This window comes from Pseudomonas sp. GV047 (assembly GCF_003058245.1).
GTDB lineage: Bacteria > Pseudomonadota > Gammaproteobacteria > Pseudomonadales > Pseudomonadaceae > Aquipseudomonas > Aquipseudomonas marginalis.
Genome location: NZ_QCWA01000010.1, coordinates 61,199 through 81,276, shown reverse-complemented (window position 1 = coordinate 81,276; position 20,078 = coordinate 61,199). Strand labels below are relative to the sequence as shown.

14 protein-coding genes and 3 pseudogenes are annotated in these 20,078 nt (G+C 59.4%); 10 read left to right on the top strand and 7 right to left on the bottom strand.

What is annotated here, in order from left to right; genetic code table 11:
* Positions 1-89: 89 nt before the first annotated feature.
* From C8K58_RS23410 to C8K58_RS23400, 3 genes are read left to right on the top strand one after another with little or no spacing between them, the layout of a single operon-like run.
* Positions 90-1,340 carry an MFS transporter gene (locus tag C8K58_RS23410; protein ID WP_108574433.1) on the top strand — a complete coding sequence of 417 codons (1,251 nt, stop codon included), beginning with the start codon at positions 90-92 and terminating at the stop codon, positions 1,338-1,340.
* Between the two features lie 47 nt (positions 1,341-1,387).
* Positions 1,388-2,737 (top strand): MFS transporter, encoded by a 1,350-nt coding sequence (locus C8K58_RS23405; RefSeq protein ID WP_108574432.1) that lies wholly within the window; start codon positions 1,388-1,390, stop codon positions 2,735-2,737.
* Positions 2,734-4,386, top strand: a complete 1,653-nt coding sequence (locus C8K58_RS23400) for a N,N-dimethylformamidase beta subunit family domain-containing protein (RefSeq protein ID WP_108574431.1) — start codon at positions 2,734-2,736, stop codon at positions 4,384-4,386. The genes C8K58_RS23405 and C8K58_RS23400 overlap by 4 nt, the downstream gene beginning before the upstream one ends.
* A 99-nt stretch (positions 4,387-4,485) precedes the next feature.
* On the opposite strand, the gene tcuB is transcribed toward C8K58_RS23400, so the two are convergent.
* The 3 genes and pseudogenes from tcuB to C8K58_RS23385 all read right to left on the bottom strand — a co-directional run.
* A complete protein-coding gene (gene tcuB, locus C8K58_RS23395) occupies positions 4,486-5,643 on the bottom strand; it encodes a tricarballylate utilization 4Fe-4S protein TcuB (protein WP_027605744.1) in 1,158 nt (385 codons plus the stop codon).
* A pseudogene (gene tcuA / locus C8K58_RS23390) lies at positions 5,630-6,901 on the bottom strand (FAD-dependent tricarballylate dehydrogenase TcuA); the annotation flags it as partial. The pseudogene tcuA and the gene tcuB, both read right to left, overlap by 14 nt.
* Positions 6,840-7,445 (bottom strand): annotated as a pseudogene (locus C8K58_RS23385) (LysR substrate-binding domain-containing protein); the annotation flags it as partial. The pseudogenes C8K58_RS23385 and tcuA, both read right to left, overlap by 62 nt.
* A 242-nt stretch (positions 7,446-7,687) precedes the next feature.
* Here C8K58_RS23385 and C8K58_RS32760 point away from each other — a divergent pair.
* Positions 7,688-7,832, top strand: a pseudogene (locus C8K58_RS32760) (8-oxoguanine deaminase); the annotation flags it as partial.
* A gap of 86 nt (positions 7,833-7,918) precedes the next feature.
* Here the strand turns inward: C8K58_RS32760 and C8K58_RS23375 are convergent.
* From C8K58_RS23375 to C8K58_RS23365, 3 genes are all read right to left on the bottom strand, one after another.
* On the bottom strand, positions 7,919-9,193 hold the full coding sequence (locus C8K58_RS23375) for an MFS transporter (protein WP_108574428.1): 1,275 nt from the start codon (positions 9,191-9,193) through the stop codon (positions 7,919-7,921).
* 57 nt (positions 9,194-9,250) lie between these two features.
* Positions 9,251-10,405, bottom strand: coding sequence for an acyl-CoA dehydrogenase family protein (locus C8K58_RS23370; protein ID WP_108574427.1), 1,155 nt, complete (start codon positions 10,403-10,405; stop codon positions 9,251-9,253).
* A 61-nt stretch (positions 10,406-10,466) separates the two neighbouring features.
* Positions 10,467-11,333, bottom strand: coding sequence for an IclR family transcriptional regulator (locus C8K58_RS23365; RefSeq protein WP_108574426.1), 867 nt, complete (start codon positions 11,331-11,333; stop codon positions 10,467-10,469).
* 237 nt (positions 11,334-11,570) lie between these two features.
* Between C8K58_RS23365 and C8K58_RS23360 the strand changes: the two genes are divergently transcribed.
* Genes C8K58_RS23360 through C8K58_RS23335 form a run of 6 tightly spaced genes read left to right on the top strand, consistent with a single transcriptional unit; the run spans position 11,571 to position 18,120 of the window.
* Positions 11,571-12,356 (top strand): enoyl-CoA hydratase, encoded by a 786-nt coding sequence (locus tag C8K58_RS23360; protein WP_108574425.1) that lies wholly within the window; start codon positions 11,571-11,573, stop codon positions 12,354-12,356.
* Positions 12,357-12,359: 3 nt separating this feature from the next.
* A complete protein-coding gene (locus tag C8K58_RS23355) occupies positions 12,360-13,889 on the top strand; it encodes a 3-hydroxyacyl-CoA dehydrogenase (protein WP_108574424.1) in 1,530 nt (509 codons plus the stop codon).
* A gap of 24 nt (positions 13,890-13,913) precedes the next feature.
* On the top strand, positions 13,914-15,116 hold the full coding sequence (locus tag C8K58_RS23350) for a 3-oxoadipyl-CoA thiolase (protein WP_108574423.1): 1,203 nt from the start codon (positions 13,914-13,916) through the stop codon (positions 15,114-15,116).
* 24 nt (positions 15,117-15,140) lie between these two features.
* Complete coding sequence (locus C8K58_RS23345; protein ID WP_108574422.1) at positions 15,141-16,379, top strand: CaiB/BaiF CoA-transferase family protein; 1,239 nt, start codon at positions 15,141-15,143, stop codon at positions 16,377-16,379.
* Positions 16,380-16,438: 59 nt separating this feature from the next.
* Positions 16,439-17,188 carry an electron transfer flavoprotein subunit beta/FixA family protein gene (locus C8K58_RS23340; protein ID WP_108574421.1) on the top strand — a complete coding sequence of 250 codons (750 nt, stop codon included), beginning with the start codon at positions 16,439-16,441 and terminating at the stop codon, positions 17,186-17,188.
* A gap of 2 nt (positions 17,189-17,190) precedes the next feature.
* Entirely contained in the window at positions 17,191-18,120 is a 930-nt protein-coding gene (locus C8K58_RS23335; RefSeq protein ID WP_108574420.1) for an electron transfer flavoprotein subunit alpha/FixB family protein, read from the top strand.
* 42 nt (positions 18,121-18,162) lie between these two features.
* On the opposite strand, the gene C8K58_RS23330 is transcribed toward C8K58_RS23335, so the two are convergent.
* Positions 18,163-20,031: a sigma-54-dependent Fis family transcriptional regulator gene (locus C8K58_RS23330; RefSeq protein WP_108574419.1), complete on the bottom strand. Its 1,869-nt coding sequence runs from the start codon at positions 20,029-20,031 to the stop codon at positions 18,163-18,165.
* Between the last annotated feature and the right edge of the window lie 47 nt (positions 20,032-20,078).

Here is a 20,078-nt window from a genome sequence, read left to right as displayed (position 1 = left end):
TTAGTCAAAAAGTAGAGACTTTGGATCATAGATCATCCAGTTTTCCGCGCCTAGACTCGGCTCGCAATGAAGATTGGGAGATCCGTGCAATGACTGACTGTGTATGTAATGCCGTATCCGACCGCCATCCTGGCGTCGGCGCGGATGTAGAGCCTGCGACGCCCGCGTGGATGGCCGTTTTCTCGTTGGCAATGGGTGTGTTCGGATTACTCACCGCTGAGTACCTTCCGGCCAGTTTATTAACGCTGATGGCTACCGACCTGGGAGTGTCTGAATCGCTGGCTGGCCAAGCGGTAACGGTGACTGCCGTAGTGGCGCTGTTCGCCGGCCTGTTGGTGCCAGGCCTGACCCGCAGCATCGACCGACGTTGGGTGCTGCTGGGTTTTTCCACGCTAATGGTCGCCTCCAATCTGTTGGTCGCCGTTTCCTCCAGCTTCGCGGTGCTGCTGTTGATGCGCATCTTGCTGGGCATTGCCCTTGGCGGGTTCTGGAGCATGGCGGCGGCGGTAGCGATGCGCTTGGTGCCGAGTGCTTTGTTGCCCCGGGCGCTGTCGATCATTTTCAGCGGCATTGCCATCGGCACGGTCGTCGCAGTGCCGCTGGGCAGCTATCTGGGCGGGTTATATGGCTGGCGCAGCGCATTCTTCGCCGCAGCGGCGGTCGGCCTGGTGACCCTGGCGTTCCAGTCGTTCACTCTGCCGCGCCTTGCACCGCGCCGGCCTGCACGTCTGCGCACCGTTGTCGAGGTGTTGCAGCGTCCGGGCATTGCCATCGGGATGTTCGGATGTGTGCTGGTGCACAGCGGCCACTTCGCGATGTTCACCTATGTTCGGCCATTCCTTGAAGGGACTACCGGCATCGGCTCGCAAGGGCTGTCACTGATGTTGCTGGGCTTTGGTGTGGCGAACTTCGTCGGCACGCTGTTGGCCGGCAGGCTGCTGGAGCGCCACCCGCTGGCCACTCTGGTGCTGATGCCCGCGCTGGTCGGCGTTGCAGCACTGGCGTTGGTGCTGTTGCCGGCCTCGTTGCCGGGGCAGGCGGTACTGCTGGCGGTCTGGGGCCTGGCTTTTGGTGGTGTGCCGGTGGCGTGGTCGAACTGGGTCGCCAGCGCGGTACCTGATCAGGCGGAAAGCGCCGGAGGCATGGTAGTGGCCTCTGTGCAGTCAGCCATCGCCACCGGCGCCGCCGCGGGCGGTGCAATGTTCAGCCTCGGTGGCAGCGCAGGCGTATTCGTAGCGGCGGCCGTGCTGATGCTGCTGGCCGCATTGCTGATTGCGCTGCGTGTCCGCGTCCCTTCTGCCCATGGCGTTCGCCAGCCCAAGCCCGGGTTGCACCTCTGATCCGGTTGGCCAAACCGTCTCGATTCGTCCGTCAACAGGAGATACCCATGAACAATACGACGTCCCACCAAGGACGCCTCAAATCGTTGCGCGCAGCCGGTATCGGCAATGCGCTTGAATGGTTTGACTGGACCCTGTACGCAACCTTTTCGGTGTACCTGGCAAGCAATCTGTTCGACAAGACCGATGCGCGCTCGGCGATGCTCGCGACCCTTGCGGTGTTTGCGGTTGGCTTTGTCGCACGCCCTGTCGGCGGATGGTTGTTTGGCCGATTGAGCGACCGACTGGGGCGCCGGACCATCATGGTGCTCACCATGCTGCTGCTTGCGATCAGCAGCCTGGGCATCGCGCTTATCCCTGACTACCAGAGCATCGGCTTGTATGCCTCGGGCGCGCTGCTGTTTTTCCGGCTGATGCAGGGGCTCGCCCATGGTGGCGAGACGGGGGTGTCCTACACCTATGTCGCCGAGATCGCCCCAAGCAAGCACCGTGGCTTATGGTCGAGTTCCGTGTATGTGGGGGTGACGCTGGGCGTGATGGCGGCAACGGCCGTGGCGGCAGTGCTGACCTGGCTGCTGGGCGCGCAGGCCATGGGTGACTACGGCTGGAGGATTGGCTTCGCCATCGGTGGAGTACTCGGTATTTATGCGCTGTTTTTGCGCCGTGGTGCCAAGGAGTCTCATGTGTTCGTAGCGCAGCAGGGTCTGGCGCGGCCGCCGCGCAAGCTGTCCAGGGGGGAGATGGTGCGCGTTGCACGTAACATCGTGATGCTTGCAGCGGCCGCCAATGTCACTTATTACGCCTGGGTCACGTTCGGCGCTTCGACGGCGATTGCCCAGGGCATGGACGCCACGGGTGCCTATGTGGCGAGTCTTCTCGCGCAGATCCTCTGTGTGTGCTGGTTGCCGGTCTGCGGGATGTTGTCCGATCGGGTAGGGCGCCGGCCCATGGTTATCGCCTGGGGCCTGGGTGTGATCGTGCTGACCTATCCCATTTCGATAATGGTGACCATTGAGCCCTACACGCTGTTCCTGGCCCAGGTGCTGGGGCTCGGCGCCTGGTCGTTGATCGCGGCGATTTTCCCCGCTGTGCTCTCCGAGCAGGTGCCAACTCAGGCTCGGGCACAGGGCGTCGGTTTGGTCTCGTCGGTTTCGGTGGCGATCTTTGGCGGCACCGCTCCTTATCTGCACAACTATCTTGGCGGCGCCGACCTTGGCTATTTGTACGTCAGCTACGTCATCGGGTTGGGCGTAGTCACTGTCCTGGCAGGGTTTCTTATCGACGAAACGGCTGGCATCGACCTTGCGCACATCGAGGCGCCTGGAGCTCGGCTCAGCGTAAACACATTGGCTGATCGAGCCGCAGAATCAGCCGATCAAAGGAGTACGACTCAATGAATTCCACAGACCTCAAAAACACCGCTGCGCGAGGCGAACGCCCGGGCGCCAACGTGATCGTCAGCCAGACTTCGGGCCCACGCCAGGCCGCACGCGAGACCTGGGTCGAAGTTCCTTGCGAGTCGGGCCCGGCGGCCGCCTGGTGCTACTCGGACCGTCGCGCCTATAGCCCGGGTGATTCGGTTTGCCTGTATCTGTCGTCGAACCGCCCGCACGTGCGGCTGCGGATCTATCGTGATGGCGCCATCGCCCGCACGCTGCATACCACCGACAGCCTTGACGCTCGATTCCACCCCATACCCGAACGTGCCTATGAGCATGGCTGCCAATGGCCTGTCTTCATGCAATGGTCAATTCCGGCGGATGCCGAGCAGGGTGGCTACATAGTGGAAGTGCGGGACGGCGACGACAGCATCCTCGGGCATCATCTGTTTATCGTCAAGGCGCTGTGCAAGCGTGCCGATGCCTTGGTGCTCGTCGCGGCCACCTCGACGTGGGCCGCTTATAACGACTGGGGCGGCGCCAATCATTACTTTGGCGTTCATCCCGGCACGCCACGTGGCCGCTCACCGTTGCTGTCGGCACAGCGCCCCTGGGCGCGAGGGCAGGTGTGGCTGCCGGCCGATGCGCCACGTTGCGTCAACGCGACCCGGCCCCGCAAGCCAGGGCCGGCGCGCTATGAGTTTATCGAATGGGCCTCCCTTAACGGCTACGCCAAGTACTACGCGCTGGCGGGGTGGGCTTCCTACGAGAGACCTTTTGTGCTCTGGGCCGAGCAGCAAGGTTATACGGTGCATATCCTGACCCAGGACGATTTGCATCACGACCCCCACGCGCTTGAGGGCTATGCCTGCGCCGTCTTCGTCGGGCACGACGAGTACTGGACGCGGGAAATGCGCGACCATGTCGACGCCTTTGTCGAGGAGGGCGGCAAGGTCGCGCGCTTCGCCGGCAATTTCATGTGGCAGATTCGCCTGGAGGATGAAGGCCGGCGGCAGGTGGCCTACAAGTACGACGCCGGTGCGCTCGATCCTGTGGCCGCTACCGAGCCTCATCGGCTAACGGGGGCCTGGGAAGATCCGAGGGTGAATCACCCCGGGGCAACGACGTTCGGGGTGAATGCTCTGCGAGGCATTTACGCCAGCTTTGGAGGCATGGCGCCGCGCAGCCCGCGCGGCTACACAGTCTTCAGGCCCAAGCACTGGGCGTTCATGGGGACGGGCCTCGGCTACGCGGATATGTTCGCGGACGAAGCCAACCTCTTCGGCTATGAGGTGGATGGCCTGGAATACACCTTCGTCGACGGCCTCCCGGAACCGCTCTACACAGACGGGGCGCCCTGCGGATTGCAAATCCTCGCCATGGGCTGGGCGACCAATGCCGAGCATGGCCGGTCCGAGGATGCCTATTCATTCATGCTCGGCGATGGCGATGCGCGGTTTCGTGCTTCCATCCTGGCGCCGGACCTCAGCGACGCCAGCATCGATATGCATAGCCGCGGGGCCGGCATGGTGGTGCACTTCCACAAAGGTCGAGGCGAGGTGTTCACTGCCGCCACGTGCGAATGGGTGCATGGGCTCATGCAGGCAGACATCTACACCGTGATGATCACCAACAATGTGCTCGAGCGTTTCCTCCGCAATACGTAACTATTGAGAGCATGGGTGAGAAACTCGAGAGTTTTCAATTTCGTCTCCTTGCATTAGTTATTTCTGTGAAAAAACGGGTTCTAATCGTGAAGGCCGGATTCAATCGCTCCCGGCGTTGATAGGATTTGGTTGGCGTTTCTCGATTGAGAACTTAAGCAACGCCGCACATCGAAAAATCCCATGGGCGAATTTGCTGTAAGGCATCGTCAGGAAGAAGGCCATAACGAATCCTAAGTGGATCGCCAGCAGCAGCGGCATGGCTGAAAACTCCCGCCAGGCCAGCAAAGCCAGACCGCTAAGGCTGACCAGAAACAGCAGGGCTATGAAACCACGATCCATGGGCCTTTGGTTCGCATCGCCATGTTCGGGATCACGCCGGAAGTTCAACCATAACAAGCCTGCAGGACCCACCAACAACCCAATGCCGCCTAGTACGCCGAGAATCACTGGAAGGCTGAAGAGAGGGTAGGGTGCGGACCAGTTGAGAAAGTAGTGGAAAAGCGTGGCCACACAAGTGGCTGCAAAGCACAACAGGAAGCCATAGAACGTGAAGTGGTGGAAGCGACGTCGCCAGAGCGTGAATTTGTCATCGGCGTTGTTGCACCCCTCACCATGACCGCCGTCCAGGTACTTGAGCTTAGCGACATTGGCTGTTGCCTCGATGGCTGCCGATGCCTTCAGGGAAGTAGGAACTTGGGCGGGTGACACATTTTTCCAGAAACGCCTCACGCCAATCCCTAACGCCAATATGGAGAAACCAAACACGGCGCCAAACATCAATGCAAGGGTGTTATGAGGGAAAATGCCGTAGAAATTACCGCCCGGCATTTCACGGAACAGGTTGCCCATGATGGCCAGCGTCAGACACAAAAACAGCGCCAGGCCAATACCCGAGGCTACAGCGAGGGTCAGCCCATTACGCTGATAAAGCTGGCCAAATGGTCTAGGCCACGCGTATTCCCCATAGGTATCGACCCTCACCTTGGCCATGGCTTTGGGAACATTGACCGCAAACTCGTGCGGGGCTGCGTACTGACAAGAATGCAAGCATGCGCCGCAGTTGTGACACAAGTTGGCCAAGTAATGGATGTCTGCTTGCCCAAACGCCAGGCGGCGCGTCATGGCTGGAAAAACTGCGCAAAACCCTTCGCAATAACGGCACGAGTTGCAAATGGTCATTTGTCGCTGAACTTCAGTCTCATCGACATTTAGAACCGGAATCAACGGGTTGGCAGTTTTGGGATCATAAAGCTGCATATCGAGATCCCCCTGTCTCTGATTTGGAAGCAATGTCTGCGCTGGCTGCGGCTTGGACCCCGGCAACGCGACCGAAAGCAGTGCCGATGGCCATGCCAATCCCGGCTGTGTAACCTTTTCCCAGTACGTTCCCAGCCATCATCTCCCCTGCGACGAACAAGTTGGGGCTAGGCTTGCCGTTGAAATGAACGGCAGAGGTTTCGTCAGTCGCCAGTCCCAAGTATGTGAACGTAACTCCCGGCTTGAGCGGATATGCATAGAAAGGGGGGTTAACTAGAGGGCGCGCCCAGTGGGTCTTCGCAGGGGTTAGGCCCTCAGTGTGGCAGTCATCGAGCGCGGTATGATCGAATGTCCCTGCCTGGCATGCCTGATTGAAATCTTCCACTGTCTTAACGAAGGTCTCGACGGGCAGGTTCAGTTTCCGGGCAAGCTCTGCCAGTGTGTTAGCGGTGGTGCCTGGAAACACAGGTGGCATGAATCTGCCTATAGCTTGCTGGTCGATGATTGAATACGCTTGCTGACCGGGCTGCCCTGCGACCAGTCGACCCCAGATGGCATAACGTTTGGGCCAGAAATCCTCGCCTTCATCGTAGAAGCGCTCACCTTCCCGATTGACTACGACCCCAAGAGACACACAGTCGATACGGGTGCATATCCCTCCATCGTAGAGAGGAGCCCGCGCATCAATCGCAACCATGTGGGCTTGAGTCGGGTCACCGATGACATCCGCGCCCAGCGCTATCATGCGTTTAAGTAGCACTCCGGTATTGAAACGCGTGCCGCGAATCAAAAAGTTATCGGAGGGCCATTCACCCCGTTCGTTCTGGCCCCAGGCTTCTCGCAACCATTCACGGTTGGATTCAAAACCGCCAGCAGCGAGCACACAGGACTTGGCCTCGATCCGTTCAGCCGGCAGATGCTCGTCATCCACCACGCGTTCAGGGATATGTGCAGCAATGAACTTTCCGTCCTTGAGCTCGATATCGGTGACCTGGGCGTTATAGCGAATCTGAACGCCTATTCGCTCAGCGCTTCGGAAATAAGCATTGACCAAGGCTTTGCCACCGCCCATGAAAAAGGCATTTGTCCTTGCAACATGGAGCGCGCCGGAGAGCGGCGCCTGGAAGTGAACGCCTTGGGAGCGCATCCAGTCTCGGCAGTTGGAAGATGCAAGGATCGTGAGTCGGGCAAGTTTTTCATTCGTGATCCCGCCGGTGACCTTCAGCAAATCCTGCCAGTACTCTTCCTCCGGGAAGGCTTGCCCCCGGCCAAAGGTGCATATTCACTAGCTCACGGCTGACCTCAAGAAGAACGACGCGCGTGGCTAACGCAGCAGGGGACAGCTCGTCGTCCGAAAGGCTGGCTAGGAAGTTGCGGCGCCCCACATGGTCGTCAGAGATTTCGACCATGCGAAGTTCCGCATCCCCTAAGCGAGCGGCGGCGGCACCAGGCTGTATTGTCGCTGCATGTCCAGCTTTGACTGCTTGCATCAGCGTCGCTAGCCCATCGATCTCCATCACGATGTGAGGAACGGTTTCACTGCGCTCAAACGCCATGATTATGCTAGTGCGTAATCCGTGCTGTGCACTCGGCATAACCAACGGTACATGCCCGAGTTGATCAATTTGCACGGTATCGCCTTCAGGGATATCAAGCAGAGTCGGGACTGCTATGACAAACAGCTTTTCGTCGAGCAACGGAGTGACGTGCCATCGCCTTCCGGCATCGGCTTGGAACACAACCGCCAGATCTAACTGCCGAGCGTTAAGCTGGCTCGCGAGATGGCCAAAAAACATTTTGACATGGCTCTAGCACGGTAGTTATAGCGTGAAAAGCTCGAATTATGCCCCCAGTTTTGCCCCCATTCGCAGCGGGGTACAAGCGATCGCGAACGGCGATTTCCAACGGCCTCAAGTCTGGCAGTGCCTGGATCAATGTATTTCGTTTGGGCGTCAGTGTGGGTTTGAGGCTTCTTCGCGTAAATAAGTCTATGGTTGTTTGAGAGGAAAGTTTAATCAGCCACTTCCACAGCGGCCAGCGGTGTGGTGGCGCCCAATGCCCATGCTCGAACATAGTCTCGGGCATCACGCCCATCCGCAAGATGCGCAACCACTGTGTGCCGGTGGGGCTTGGGGGACCGCTGGGCCTTCAACGATGGCGCTGGCATGAGCGGTGAGGTGCACCAAGCCTAGTCGGAGCGGGTTGGTTTCGGCCTTATGCGGTAACTGCGTGCGGAGCACAGGAATTTGGCAACCTGGGGATTCCTATCCCAGGTTTATTGCTTCTGCGGATCGAACTGCTTATCCCGGATAAACAGCGCCGGTATCACGCCGCAAATAAAGTAAGCCGCACCCATCACCAAGAATCCCACGCCAATTGAGCCATGTGACGCCAGGAACCCTATCGCGGCAGGCGCCACTGCGGCACCCAAGCGGCCAATGTTATAGGCACCGCCTACCGCAGAGCCGCGTAATTTCGCCTCGAAGCTTTCAGTCATGTACGTTGCATTCACACCATACGGAATGCCATACAAAAAGCCGAACACCACCAACATCCAGAGGATGTTTTCCTGGCTCTGGAACAACACGATGACTGGCAGGAACACCGCCGTACCCAGTGCGCCAAAGGCGAATACGGTTCTGCGCCCGATACGGTCGGCCGCCATACCGGCGAGGATTTTACCGAGGATCATCGCGGTATAGGTGCCGACCATGTAGCCGGTCATCGACTTGAGGTTCATGCCCAATTCGCTTTCCAGGTAAGTCGGCATCCAGTTATTCACGCCGTAGTAACCGAACTGCAGGAAGCCGGCCGTCAGGGCCCAGCAGATGAACATCCGACGCGCCTGCGGATCGCTGAAAATCTGGGTGTACATGCTGTCGCGCTTCATGGCTGAACCGGTGCGTATACCGGCAAGTTTATTCTTGGCGCGTTCGGCCTGGGCGTTGATCCAAGCCTGGGGTTCCGGTACGAAACGTTGCATTACCAACGCCAGAACTACTGGGATAATCGCGATGTAGAACAGCCAGCGCCAGCCATGAATCGGCAATATCCAACCGGCCAACAGGGTCGCAACGATGTAGCCGACAGACCAGCCGGCTTGCAGGGTGCCGAGTACCGTCGTGCGGTAGCGGGTAGGGACGTACTCGGACATCAGCGTGTTACAAGCGACGTACAGCGCGCCGATCCCCAGTGAGGCAAGAAAGCGGATAAGCGCGAACTGCCAGTAACTATGGGTGAGCCCCAGGGCTGCAGTGCCCACGGAGAATAGCAAGATACTCCAGACTACAGTTTTCACTCGGCCGAACCTGTCGCAGGCCCAGCCGCCGTAGATCCCGCCAAGTGCCATGCCGGCCAGGGTGAAGCTACCCAAGCTGCCAGCTTCAACATTCGTCAGGCCGAATTCTGTCTTGAGGCTGTTTAGGCTGTAGGACAGCAGCATCAAATCCGCGCCGTCAATCAATAAACCGAGAAAGCAAAAAATGAAGACCAGTACCCAAGTACTGGATTTGGCGTGCGCAGTCGCGCCTGCCTGAGCAGCAGCGTCCATAGAGTGACCTTATTGTATTTATGGGTGGTTCTAGAGCTGTAAGTTGCGTTCGAGGCCTTAGCCTTGAGCAGCGCGGATCATGTTTCGCGCGATAACGATCTGCTGTATCTGGGTAGTGCCTTCATAGATACGGAACAGGCGTACATCCCGGTAAAAGCGCTCGATGGCGTATTCACTGACATAGCCGGCGCCGCCGTGGATCTGCACGCAACGGTCGGCGACCCGGCCGCACATTTCTGTGGCGAACATCTTGGCGCACGAGGCTTCGGTGCTGACGTTATGCCCATCGTCGCGCTTGCGTGCGGCATCCAGCACCATGCAGCGGCTGGCGTAGATTTCGGCCTTGCTGTCCGCCAACATCGCCTGGATCAACTGGAATTCGGCGATAGGTTTGCCGAACTGTTTGCGCTCCAATGCGTAGCGCAAGGCGTCGTCCAGCATCCGCTCTGCGGCGCCCACGCTCAGTGCGGCGATATGCAGGCGACCCTTGTCGAGGACCTTCATCGCGGTCTTGAAGCCTACGCCTTCAACGCCACCGATCAATTGGCTGGCGGGCACGCGGGCATTCTCGAAGATTACATCGCACGTATGGGCGCCTTTGTGGCCCATTTTGTGGTCGGGTTTGCCCAGGGAAACACCGGGCGTGCCGCGCTCGACAATGAATGCGCTGATGCCGCCTGCGCCCTTGATTTCAGTGCTGGTGCGCGCCATGACGGTGTAGATGCCAGCATGCGGAGCATTAGTGATAAAACGCTTGGTGCCATTGAGGATATAGCTGTCACCGTCGCGTACGGCGCTGGTTTTCAGCGAGGCAGCGTCGGAGCCCGCATCGGGCTCGGTCAGGCAGAAGGAGCTCAGCAGTTCACCGCTGGCAAGCTTGGGCAGGTAGTGTTGTTTCTGTTCTTCGGTACCGTCCAGCAGGATGCCGATGGAACCGATCCCGTTGTTAGTACCGATGTAGGAGCGAAATGCTGGCGAGGTATGCCCCAGCTCAAAGGCAATATTCACCTCTTCTTCCATCGTGACGCCCAGCCCACCAAATTCCTCCGGCAGCGTCAGACCAAACAGCCCCATGGCTTGCATTTGCTCGACGATGTCCTGGGGGATTGTGTCGGTGTCAGCCACCTCGTTTTCGCGAGGGATCAGCACTTCGCCGACAAACTGACGAAGTGAATCCAGCAAAATCTGCAGGGTTTCGGTATCACGGATCATGTGCGCTCCTAACGCTCGCAGGCGAGCGGTTCTTTTATTAGGGCGCCGTTACTCCGTTGCGTCAGCGAGCAGCGGCGCCAATGTTGTTAACCATGTTGATCAGGCGCGGCCCGATATCGTCCATCAGTCGTTCACGCGGCAGCTGAAAACTCGGCCCGCCGCAGTTGAACGTCAGCAACCCGTACTGCGGATGCAACAGCGGTACCGCTACCGAATTAACGTCGCGATGCCACTCGCCGATCGACAGGCAAAAGCCATAGTCGGTGTAATCCCTGAATGCCCGGTCCAGCCCCTTGCGAATGGTTGGCCACTGCTCCGATTCACGCTGGCGGATGTGGTCGAGCAAAAACTCCCGCTCGGTTTCGGGCATTGCCGCCAGGCAAGCGCGGCCTACCGAGCTCTGTGCCAGTGGCAAGTAACTGCCGGTCTGGCGGCGCATGGTCATGTTGCCCTGACCTTGAACTACATCCAGGTACACCATCTGCAGGCGATCGCGGGAGGCCATGGCAACGGCCGCCTGGGCATGGTTGGCCAGCTCTTCCATCAATGGATGGGCCACCGTGCGTATCGCCAGGTTCGACAGCATTGCGTAGCCAAAACCCAACACGCCGACATCCAACTGATATTTGCCAGAATGCACTTCACGTTTGAGGCAACCCAGACGCATCAATGTATTGGTCAGCCGTGTCACGGTCGGTTTAGGCAGGCCTGTCATACGTGCCAGATCCTGATTGCCCAACACGTTGTCGCGCGGCGTAAAGCACCGCATCAACTCCAGCCCGCGTGCCAGCGCTGTCACAAACTGCCCGCTGTTTTCGTCGTCGCTCAATGCACTGGAGGGGTCAAGCATGCCCATCTTCAGTAACCCGATTTCGTCCGCTCCGGTTGTCGTGTCGGCGGCCTGTTGATCTGCCTTGATGCGAGCCATGGTAGAACCTCACTTTAAAAAAATGCAAGAAAATAAAATTCAGTTTCGCTAGGCGAAATTATATTCGCTGAAGTCACGAAAACCAATGGGCATCTTTTAAGTTGTTAAGCGTAAGTAAATAAAGGGGTTCAAGAAGGATTTAGCTTTTCCTGTTTACAGGCCTTTGTAAGGATACCTATGATTGATCGTATTTACGGAATCCAGTTTCGTCTGACGAAACAATAATAAGAGGTCGATATGAACTCCCATCCAGAGCCCGTCGTGCATCTGCACCTACAAGACAATGCAGTCGCAGTCGTGCGCATTGAGCGGCCCCAAGTCAAGAACGCGCTTAACAGCGCCGTGCGCCACCAACTGGCGGATATCTTTCACGGCCTGGCGGAGAATGACCGCGTGCGCTCCGTCGTCCTCACCGGCGGCGAGATGTGCTTCGTGGCTGGCGCCGACATTCGCGAGTTTGCTCAGGCCAGCCCTGTCGAGATGTATCTTCGTCATACGGAACGCCTGTGGGACGCTATCGCTCGATGCCCCAAACCGATCATTGCCGCCGTGAATGGGTTTGCCCTGGGCGGCGGCTGCGAATTGGCGATGCACTGCGACATCATTGTTGCAGGTCAATCGGCGCGCTTCGGTCAACCCGAAGTCAAGCTTGGCCTGATGCCGGGAGCTGGCGGCACTCAACGGCTGATCCGCGCTGTCGGCAAATTCCAGGCGATGCGGATCGCGTTGACCGGATGCCTGGTGCCCGCACCCGAGGCGCTCGCCATGGGCATGGTCAGCGAAGTGGTCAGTGATGAGCTCACATTGCCCCGAGCCCTCGAATTGGCCGCGCAAATAGCCGCGTTGCCCCCTCTGGCCGTCGCGCAGATCAAAGAAGTCATGCTGCTCGGTGCTGATCTGCCTCTGGAGAGCGCACTGGCATTGGAGCGCAAAGCGTTTCAGATGCTGTTCGATTCCAAGGATCAAAAGGAAGGCGCCAATGCGTTCCTTGAAAAACGCACAGCAACCTTCACTGGAGAATGACCCATGACACGTGAAATCCAACGGATGGCTGTTGTGGGCGCAGGTGTCATGGGAACGGGCATTGCTCAGATTGCGGCCCAGGCCGGTCTTGAGGTTATGCTGTTCGACAATCGTGAAGGCGCCGCGCAGACCGCTCGCGCAAACCTGCAACAGACCCTGGACACCTTGGTGGCCAAAGGAAAAATCTCGTCCGGTGATGCCCAGGCAACCCTTGATCGCCTGAGTGTTGCCAGCGCATTGACTGATCTCAGCGACGTTGACGTGGTGGTCGAAGCCATCATTGAACGCCTCGATGCCAAGCAAGCCTTGCTCGCCCAGCTTGAGGCGGTCGTTCCCGACGATTGTATTCTCGCCACCAATACATCTTCGCTCTCGGTCACCAGCATCGCTCGCGAGTGCCGTAGGCCTGAACGTGTGGCGGGGTTTCACTTTTTCAATCCGGTGCCGCTGATGAAAGTGGTGGAGGTCATTGATGGCCTAGCCAGTGATCCTCGCGTCGGTGACAACCTGCAGGCATTGGCCGCGCGCATGGGGCACCGCGGGATTCGCGCAAAAGACACCCCTGGCTTTATCATCAATCACGCAGGGCGCGCCTACAGCACCGAAGCCTTGCAGATACTCAAGGAGGGCGTAACCGAGCCAGCCGAGATTGATCGTATTCTGCGTGAAGGCCTGGGTTTTCGCATGGGCCCCTTGGAGCTGTTCGACCTGACCGCGCTGGATGTCTCCCACCCAGTGATCGAGTCGATTTATAACCAGTTTTACCAGGAACCCCGTTATCGGCCCGCCGCGCTGACCCGCCAGATGCTTGAGGCTGGCTACGTGGGGCGTAAGGTGGGGCGTGGTTTTTACCGCTATGCCAATGGCCAAATGGTCGACGCTCCGCAGCCCCAGCCAGTGCCCGTCGTGGAGGCTATGCCACCGGTTTGGTTGGGTGCCGAAAACGATGCCGACCTTGCCAGCCTCAGCGTATTGCTGGAACGATTGGGCGCCGAGGTAGAGCGGGGCAGCGCACCTTCCGACGCTGCGCTTTGCCTGTTGGCGCCCTATGGTGTGGACGCAACCAGCGCGGCGCGACGTTTTGGCGTAGACCCGGCGCGCACGGTCTGTATTGACCCGCTGCTGGATTGCACGCGCTATCGCACGCTCATGCTCACACCGGCAACCCGCATCGATATGCGCCACGCCGCCCATGCGCTGCTGTCTCGCGACGGTGTGGGCGTCAGCGTGATCAATGACAGTGTTGGCTTTGTCGCTCAGCGGGTGCTGGCGATGATCGTCAACCTGGCGGGCGATATCGTCCAACAGCGCATAGCCAGCGTCGAAGACCTGGATGAAGGCGTACGTCGTGGGCTGGGTTACCCGCAGGGCCCGTTGGCCTGGGGCGACAGTGTCGGGGCGCAGCGTTTGCTGACCATTCTCGAACGCATGACTGAACTGACCGGTGACCCGCGTTATCGGCCCGGCCCCTGGCTGCGCCGTCGCGCGGCACTGGGCTTATCGCTGTGCCACCCAGAACCGACATTGACCTGATCTATCAACGCTTAGGAAACTGCCATGCTCGATGCTTATATTTTTGCGGGGTTACGTACGCCTTTTGGTCGTCATGCGGGCGCACTCGCGCCGGTACGGCCTGACGACCTCGCGGCTCACGTGATTCGGGAACTGCTCGCGCGCAACGCCATCCCTGGCGACGCTATTGAGGACGTGATTCTCGGCAATACCAATCAGGCCGGTGAGGACAGCCGCAATATTGCACGTCACGCGGCGCTGCTTGCCGGGCTGCCCGTGACTGTGCCTGGGCAGACGATCAACCGTTTGTGCGCCAGCGGGCTGGCAGCAGTGATTGATGCCGCACGCGCAGTCACTTGCCAAGAAGGTGAACTGTTTGTGGCGGGTGGGGTGGAGAGCATGTCGCGCGCGCCCTTCGTCATGGCCAAGGCCGAGGCGGCCTACAGCCGGGATTTTACCGTCTACGACAGCACCATCGGCGCGCGTTTCCCGAACCCGAAAATTGTGGCGGAGTTTGGTAACGACACCATGCCGCAGACCGGCGACAACGTGGCGCAGGAATATGGCATCGACCGTGAGCAAGCTGACGTTTTTGCAGCTCGTTCACAGGCCAATTACGAAGTCGCGCGCGAAAGTGGATTCTTCGACGATGAAATACTGGCCGTCAGCGTGCCCACGGGCCGTAAAACGCCGCCCAACCTTGTGGAGCACGACGAACACCCGCGCCCGCAGTCCGACCTCGCGGCGTTGAGCCTCCTGCGCCCTCTGCATGAGGGTGGCGTCGTCACCGCCGGCAATGCATCCGGTGTTAACGACGGCGCGGCAGCATTGTTGATCGGCACGCGTGCGGCCGGCGAGCGCCACGGTTTGGTGCCCATGGTGCGTATCCTGTCGAGCGCGGCTGCTGGCGTCGCCCCTCGTATCATGGGCGTGGGCCCGGTGGAGGCAATCAATAAAGCACTGGCCCGCGCTGACCTGACGTTGGCGGACATGGACATCATCGAAATCAACGAAGCATTTGCCAGCCAGGTGCTGGGTTGCCTCAAAGGGCTTGGCGTGGCGTTTGACGATCCTCGCGTCAACCCCAATGGCGGCGCGATTGCGGTGGGTCACCCCTTGGGCGCCTCCGGTGCGCGTCTGGCGCTGAGCGCTGCGCGAGCCTTGCAGCGCAGCGGTAAGCGCTATGCCGTGGTGAGTCTGTGTATCGGGGTCGGCCAAGGGCTGGCGATGGTCATCGAGCGTGTGTAATCGCTCAAGCAAAGGTGAAATAACATGGGTGCTTTGACTGGATACCGCGTACTCGACTTGAGCCGTGTGCTTGCCGGCCCCTGGTGCGGGCAAACACTGGCCGATCTGGGCGCAGAAGTGATCAAGGTCGAACGGCCGGGCGTGGGCGACGATACCCGTGGTTGGGGCCCGCCCTGGATGAAAGGCCAGAGCGAGGAGTTGACCACTGAAGCGTCGTATTACCAATCGACCAATCGCGGCAAGTTATCCGTCGCGCTGAACCTGGCCAGCCCGCAAGGGCAGGAATTGGTGCGAGCGCTGGCGACCGATTGTGATGTGCTGATCGAGAACTACAAGGCGGGATCCCTGGCCAAATACGGGTTGGATTATGCCTCGCTGTCGCTGTTGAACCCTCGGCTGGTGTACTGCTCCGTCACAGGCTTTGGGCAGACTGGCCCGCGCGCGGCCGAACCGGGTTACGACTTCATTGTGCAGGGCATTGGCGGGCTGATGAGTATTACCGGTGAGCGTGATGACTTGCCTGGCGGCGGCCCCCAGAAGGTTGGCGTGGCCTTCTCCGATCTAATGACCGGCCTGTATTCCACGGTTGCCATCCAGGCGGCTTTGCTCAGCCGGGAAAAAACCGGTGTAGGCCAACACATCGATATGGCGCTGCTGGACGTGCAGGTTGCTACCTTGTGCAATCAGAGCCAGAACTACCTAGCCTCGGGCAAACCACCGGGGCGCTACGGCAATGCTCACGCCAATATCGTGCCGTATCAGGTGTTTCGTGCCAGCGACCAGGACTTCATCATCGCCTGTGGCAACGACTCGCAATTTGTCGCGCTGTGCGACGCCATCGGCCTTGGTCACCTGCCGGAGGACCCACGCTTTACGCGTAATGCCGACCGTGTGGCCAATCGCGAAGCGATTATTGAGATCTTGTCAGGGCACTTCATCGAGGGGCGTGCGCAGGAGTGGATTGACCGAGTCCATCCGCGTGGCGTGCCGATCGGCGCGATCAACAGTATCGCCCAGGCCCTGGATGAACCTCAGGTCAAGGCGCGCAATATGCTGGTGACGATTCCACATCCCTTAAAAGCGGACTTCGTGACAGTCGGCAGCCCGATCAAGATGTCCGGTACACCGGTGGAATACCTGCGCCCGGCGCCGATGCTGGGTGAGCACACGGATGAAGTGCTCAAGCGTCAGCTCGGGCTGGATGACGAGCGATTGGCGCAGTTGAAGGCCAGTGGCGTGATCGAGCAATTGGGCGAGCGCTGATCTTTTTTCCCGGTATGCCGGTGGCGTATCGGGTTCACTAAGTTGTTATGGAGTAATTCATGAAAGTCCTGGTAGCCATCAAGCGGGTGGTCGACTACAACGTCAAAGTTCGCGTCAAGGCGGACAATACCGGCGTCGACCTTGCCAACGTCAAGATGTCGATGAACCCTTTCTGCGAAATCGCCGTGGAAGAGGCCGTACGCCTGAAAGAGAAAGGTATTGCGACTGAAATCGTCGTGGTTTCCATCGGCCCTACCACTGCCCAAGAGCAGCTGCGTACCGCCCTGGCCCTGGGTGCCGACCGCGCCATCCTGGTCGAATCCGCTGAAAACCTGACTTCCCTGGCCGTGGCCAAGCTGCTCAAGGCTGTTGTCGACAAGGAACAGCCTCAGCTGGTGATCCTCGGCAAACAAGCCATCGACAGCGAAAACAACCAGACTGGCCAGATGCTGGCTGCACTGACCGGTTACGGCCAGGGCACCTTCGCCTCCAAGGTTGAAGTGAGCGGCGACAGCGTGGCTGTGACCCGTGAAATCGACGGCGGCGCGCAAACTGTTTCGTTGAAACTGCCGGCCATCGTCACCACCGACCTGCGTTTGAACGAGCCGCGCTACGCGTCCCTGCCAAACATCATGAAAGCCAAGAAGAAGCCGCTTGAGTCGCTTACTCCTGAAGCTTTGGGCGTTTCCACTGCCTCCACCAACAAGACCGTCAAGGTTGAAGCACCCGCTGCTCGCAGCGCGGGCATCAAGGTCAAGTCGGTGGCTGAACTGGTCGAGAAACTGAAAAACGAAGCGAAGGTGATCTAACCATGACTATCTTGGTAATCGCTGAACACGACAACAAGGTCGTGGCCTCGGCCACCCTGAACACCGTGGCGGCTGCCGCTAAAATCGGTGGCGATATTCACGTGCTGGTTGCCGGCCAAGGCGCAGGCGCCGTGGCTGAAGCCGCTGCGAAAATCGCTGGCGTGAGCAAAGTACTGTTGGCCGAAAACGCCGCGTACGCTCACCAGTTGCCGGAAAACGTAGCACCGCTCGTTGCAGAGCTGGGCGCCGGCTACAGCCACATCCTGGCTGCCGCCACTTCCAACGGCAAAAACATCCTGCCACGCGTTGCCGCGCAGCTGGACGTTGACCAGATCTCCGAGATCGTTTCGGTAGAAAGCGCCGACACCTTCAAGCGCCCGATCTACGCCGGTAACGCCATTGCCACCGTGCAATCGACCGCCGCGATCAAAGTGATCACCGTGCGTGCCACCGGTTTCGACCCGGTTGCTGCTGAAGGTGGTTCGGCTGCCGTTGAAGCCGTCGCTGCTGCCCATGACGCTGGTACTTCCAGCTTCGTTGGCGAAGAGCTGGCCAAGTCGGACCGCCCTGAGCTGACCGCTGCCAAGATCGTCGTTTCCGGCGGCCGTGGCATGCAGAACGGTGACAACTTCAAGCACCTGTACGCCCTGGCCGACAAGCTCGGCGCTGCGGTCGGCGCGTCCCGCGCGGCTGTCGACGCAGGTTTCGTACCCAACGACATGCAGGTCGGCCAGACCGGCAAAATCGTTGCGCCACAGCTGTACATCGCGGTCGGTATCTCCGGCGCGATCCAGCACTTGGCCGGTATGAAAGACTCCAAAGTGATCGTTGCGATCAACAAGGACGAAGAAGCACCGATCTTCCAGGTGGCTGACTACGGCCTGGTGGCGGACTTGTTCGAAGCCGTACCTGCGTTGCAGCAGGCCGTGTAAGGAGCCATCGGCAGGCGAGCACGTAGCTCGTCTGCCGCAGGTTCAGTCGTACGAACCCTTGCCGGGCATGGTGATGCCATGCAGGTTCACTTTGCGGTACAGCGTTGCACGGGAAATCCCCAGTTCCCGTGCGGCCAGCAGTGGTTTCCAGCGGTTGCGCACGAGCGTGTCGATCAACGTCTGGCGTTCCGGGCTGCCACTGACAGTCTCCTGGCCCTTCACCGGCGCACTCGCACCGAGTGTCACGGGTAGATCATCTACTCCGATCACCGGGCTTTTACACACGGCACACGCGTATCGCAGCGCGTGGTGCAGTTGTCGCATATTGCCGGGCCAGCTGTAATTCAACAGCATCTCCAACGCAGACTCGCTCAGTTCTACGCGCTCGCCCGAGCGCTCGCACTCGTCGTCTAACAGTGTGTTGATCAACGCCAGTTTGTCTTTGCGCTCGCGTAGCGGGGGAATATCGAAACGTGCGCCACTCAGGCGGAAAAACAGGTCTTCACGAAAGCTTCCGGCTTCAACCAGCGTGGCAATATCGCGGTGGCTGGCACAAATCACCTGAATATCGATGGCCTGGGCGCGCGCACCGCCCAACGGTGCCACTTCGCCTTCACTGAGTACTCGCAACAGGCGGGTTTGCAGGGCCAAGGGCATGTCGCCGATTTCATCAAGAAACAACGTGCCGCCGTCGGCCTGCTGCAACAGACCGCGCATGCCTTTGGTCGACGCGCCGGTAAAAGCGCCAGCGGCATAACCGAACAATTCACTCTCTATCAAGCTTTCGGGGATCGCTGCGCAATTCACTGCGACAAAGGGCTTTTCGCGACGCTTGCTCGCGGCATGCAGTTGCAGGGCAAAAAACTCTTTGCCTGCCCCGGTCTCACCGTGGATCAGCACAGGCAAACCGCGATCCTTGACGCGTACCGCCAGCTCCATCGCCTGCGCAACCTTGGGGTCCAGCGCTGAGGCCGGGCTGCTGGCCATTGGGGCGCTGATGGGGCGGCGGGGCGCCCTGAGGCGCACGTGCAACCCCATCGACGGCAAAAAGTGGATATTGTCGTCGCCGGCAGCGGGAAGCTTTGCTGAGGCGAAGGCTTCGTCAATATGCGCGGGAATTCGGCCACGACGCTGTAACAGCAGTCGCCGTGCTGCGGGGTTGAGAGCTTCGATGCGGCCATCCCGGTCCCAGGCGAACAGGCATTGCGGTTGACTGTCGACGTAGCCTGGCAGAGGGTGTGCCCGTAATACCCATAGATCTTGGGTGCTGTACATGAAGTACGCATTTTCGAGTTCGGTAGCGCTTTGAATGACCATCTGACGAATCAAATGCTGGCTGCGCCTGTCATCGGGAGCACGCACTGAAGAAACGTCCAATACCGCAAGAATCTCGCCGCTGGGTGAAAATATCGGCGCCGCAGAGCAGGTATTGCCAATGAACGCCGCACGGAAGTGATCAAGCTTGTGCACGGTGACCGGCAGCTTGTCGATCAACACCGCGCTAACGGCTGTCGTGCCTTCTTCTTTCTCCGACCAGCAGGTGCCGACGTCCATTCCGGAGCGGCGGTACTCGCCGCGCAGGGCCGAGTCGATCCGGTAGTCGACGGTACATCCCAGCGTATCGGTGAGCATCACACAGTAGTCGGCATCGCGAACGCGACCGTGCAGCCGCGACATTTCATCACCGGCCAAATGCAGGAAATCGTCCACTCGCTGGCGGTGCTCGTTGATCTGGTGAGCCTCCAGCACCCTGGGCCCCTGTAGGGAGCCCGGGTCGAGCTTGTAATGCTGAACCGAGCGACGCCAGGAGTCGAGGATGGCGTTGGGCACCGGCAGCGTCGGGGCATTCTGGGCAGTACGCAGTACACGACTCACGTGTTCCACATGAGTCTTCGAAAAACCAGAGGACATGGTACCTCCGAAGGTTGGATCTTATTTTTCTGTTAATGGCCATTAAA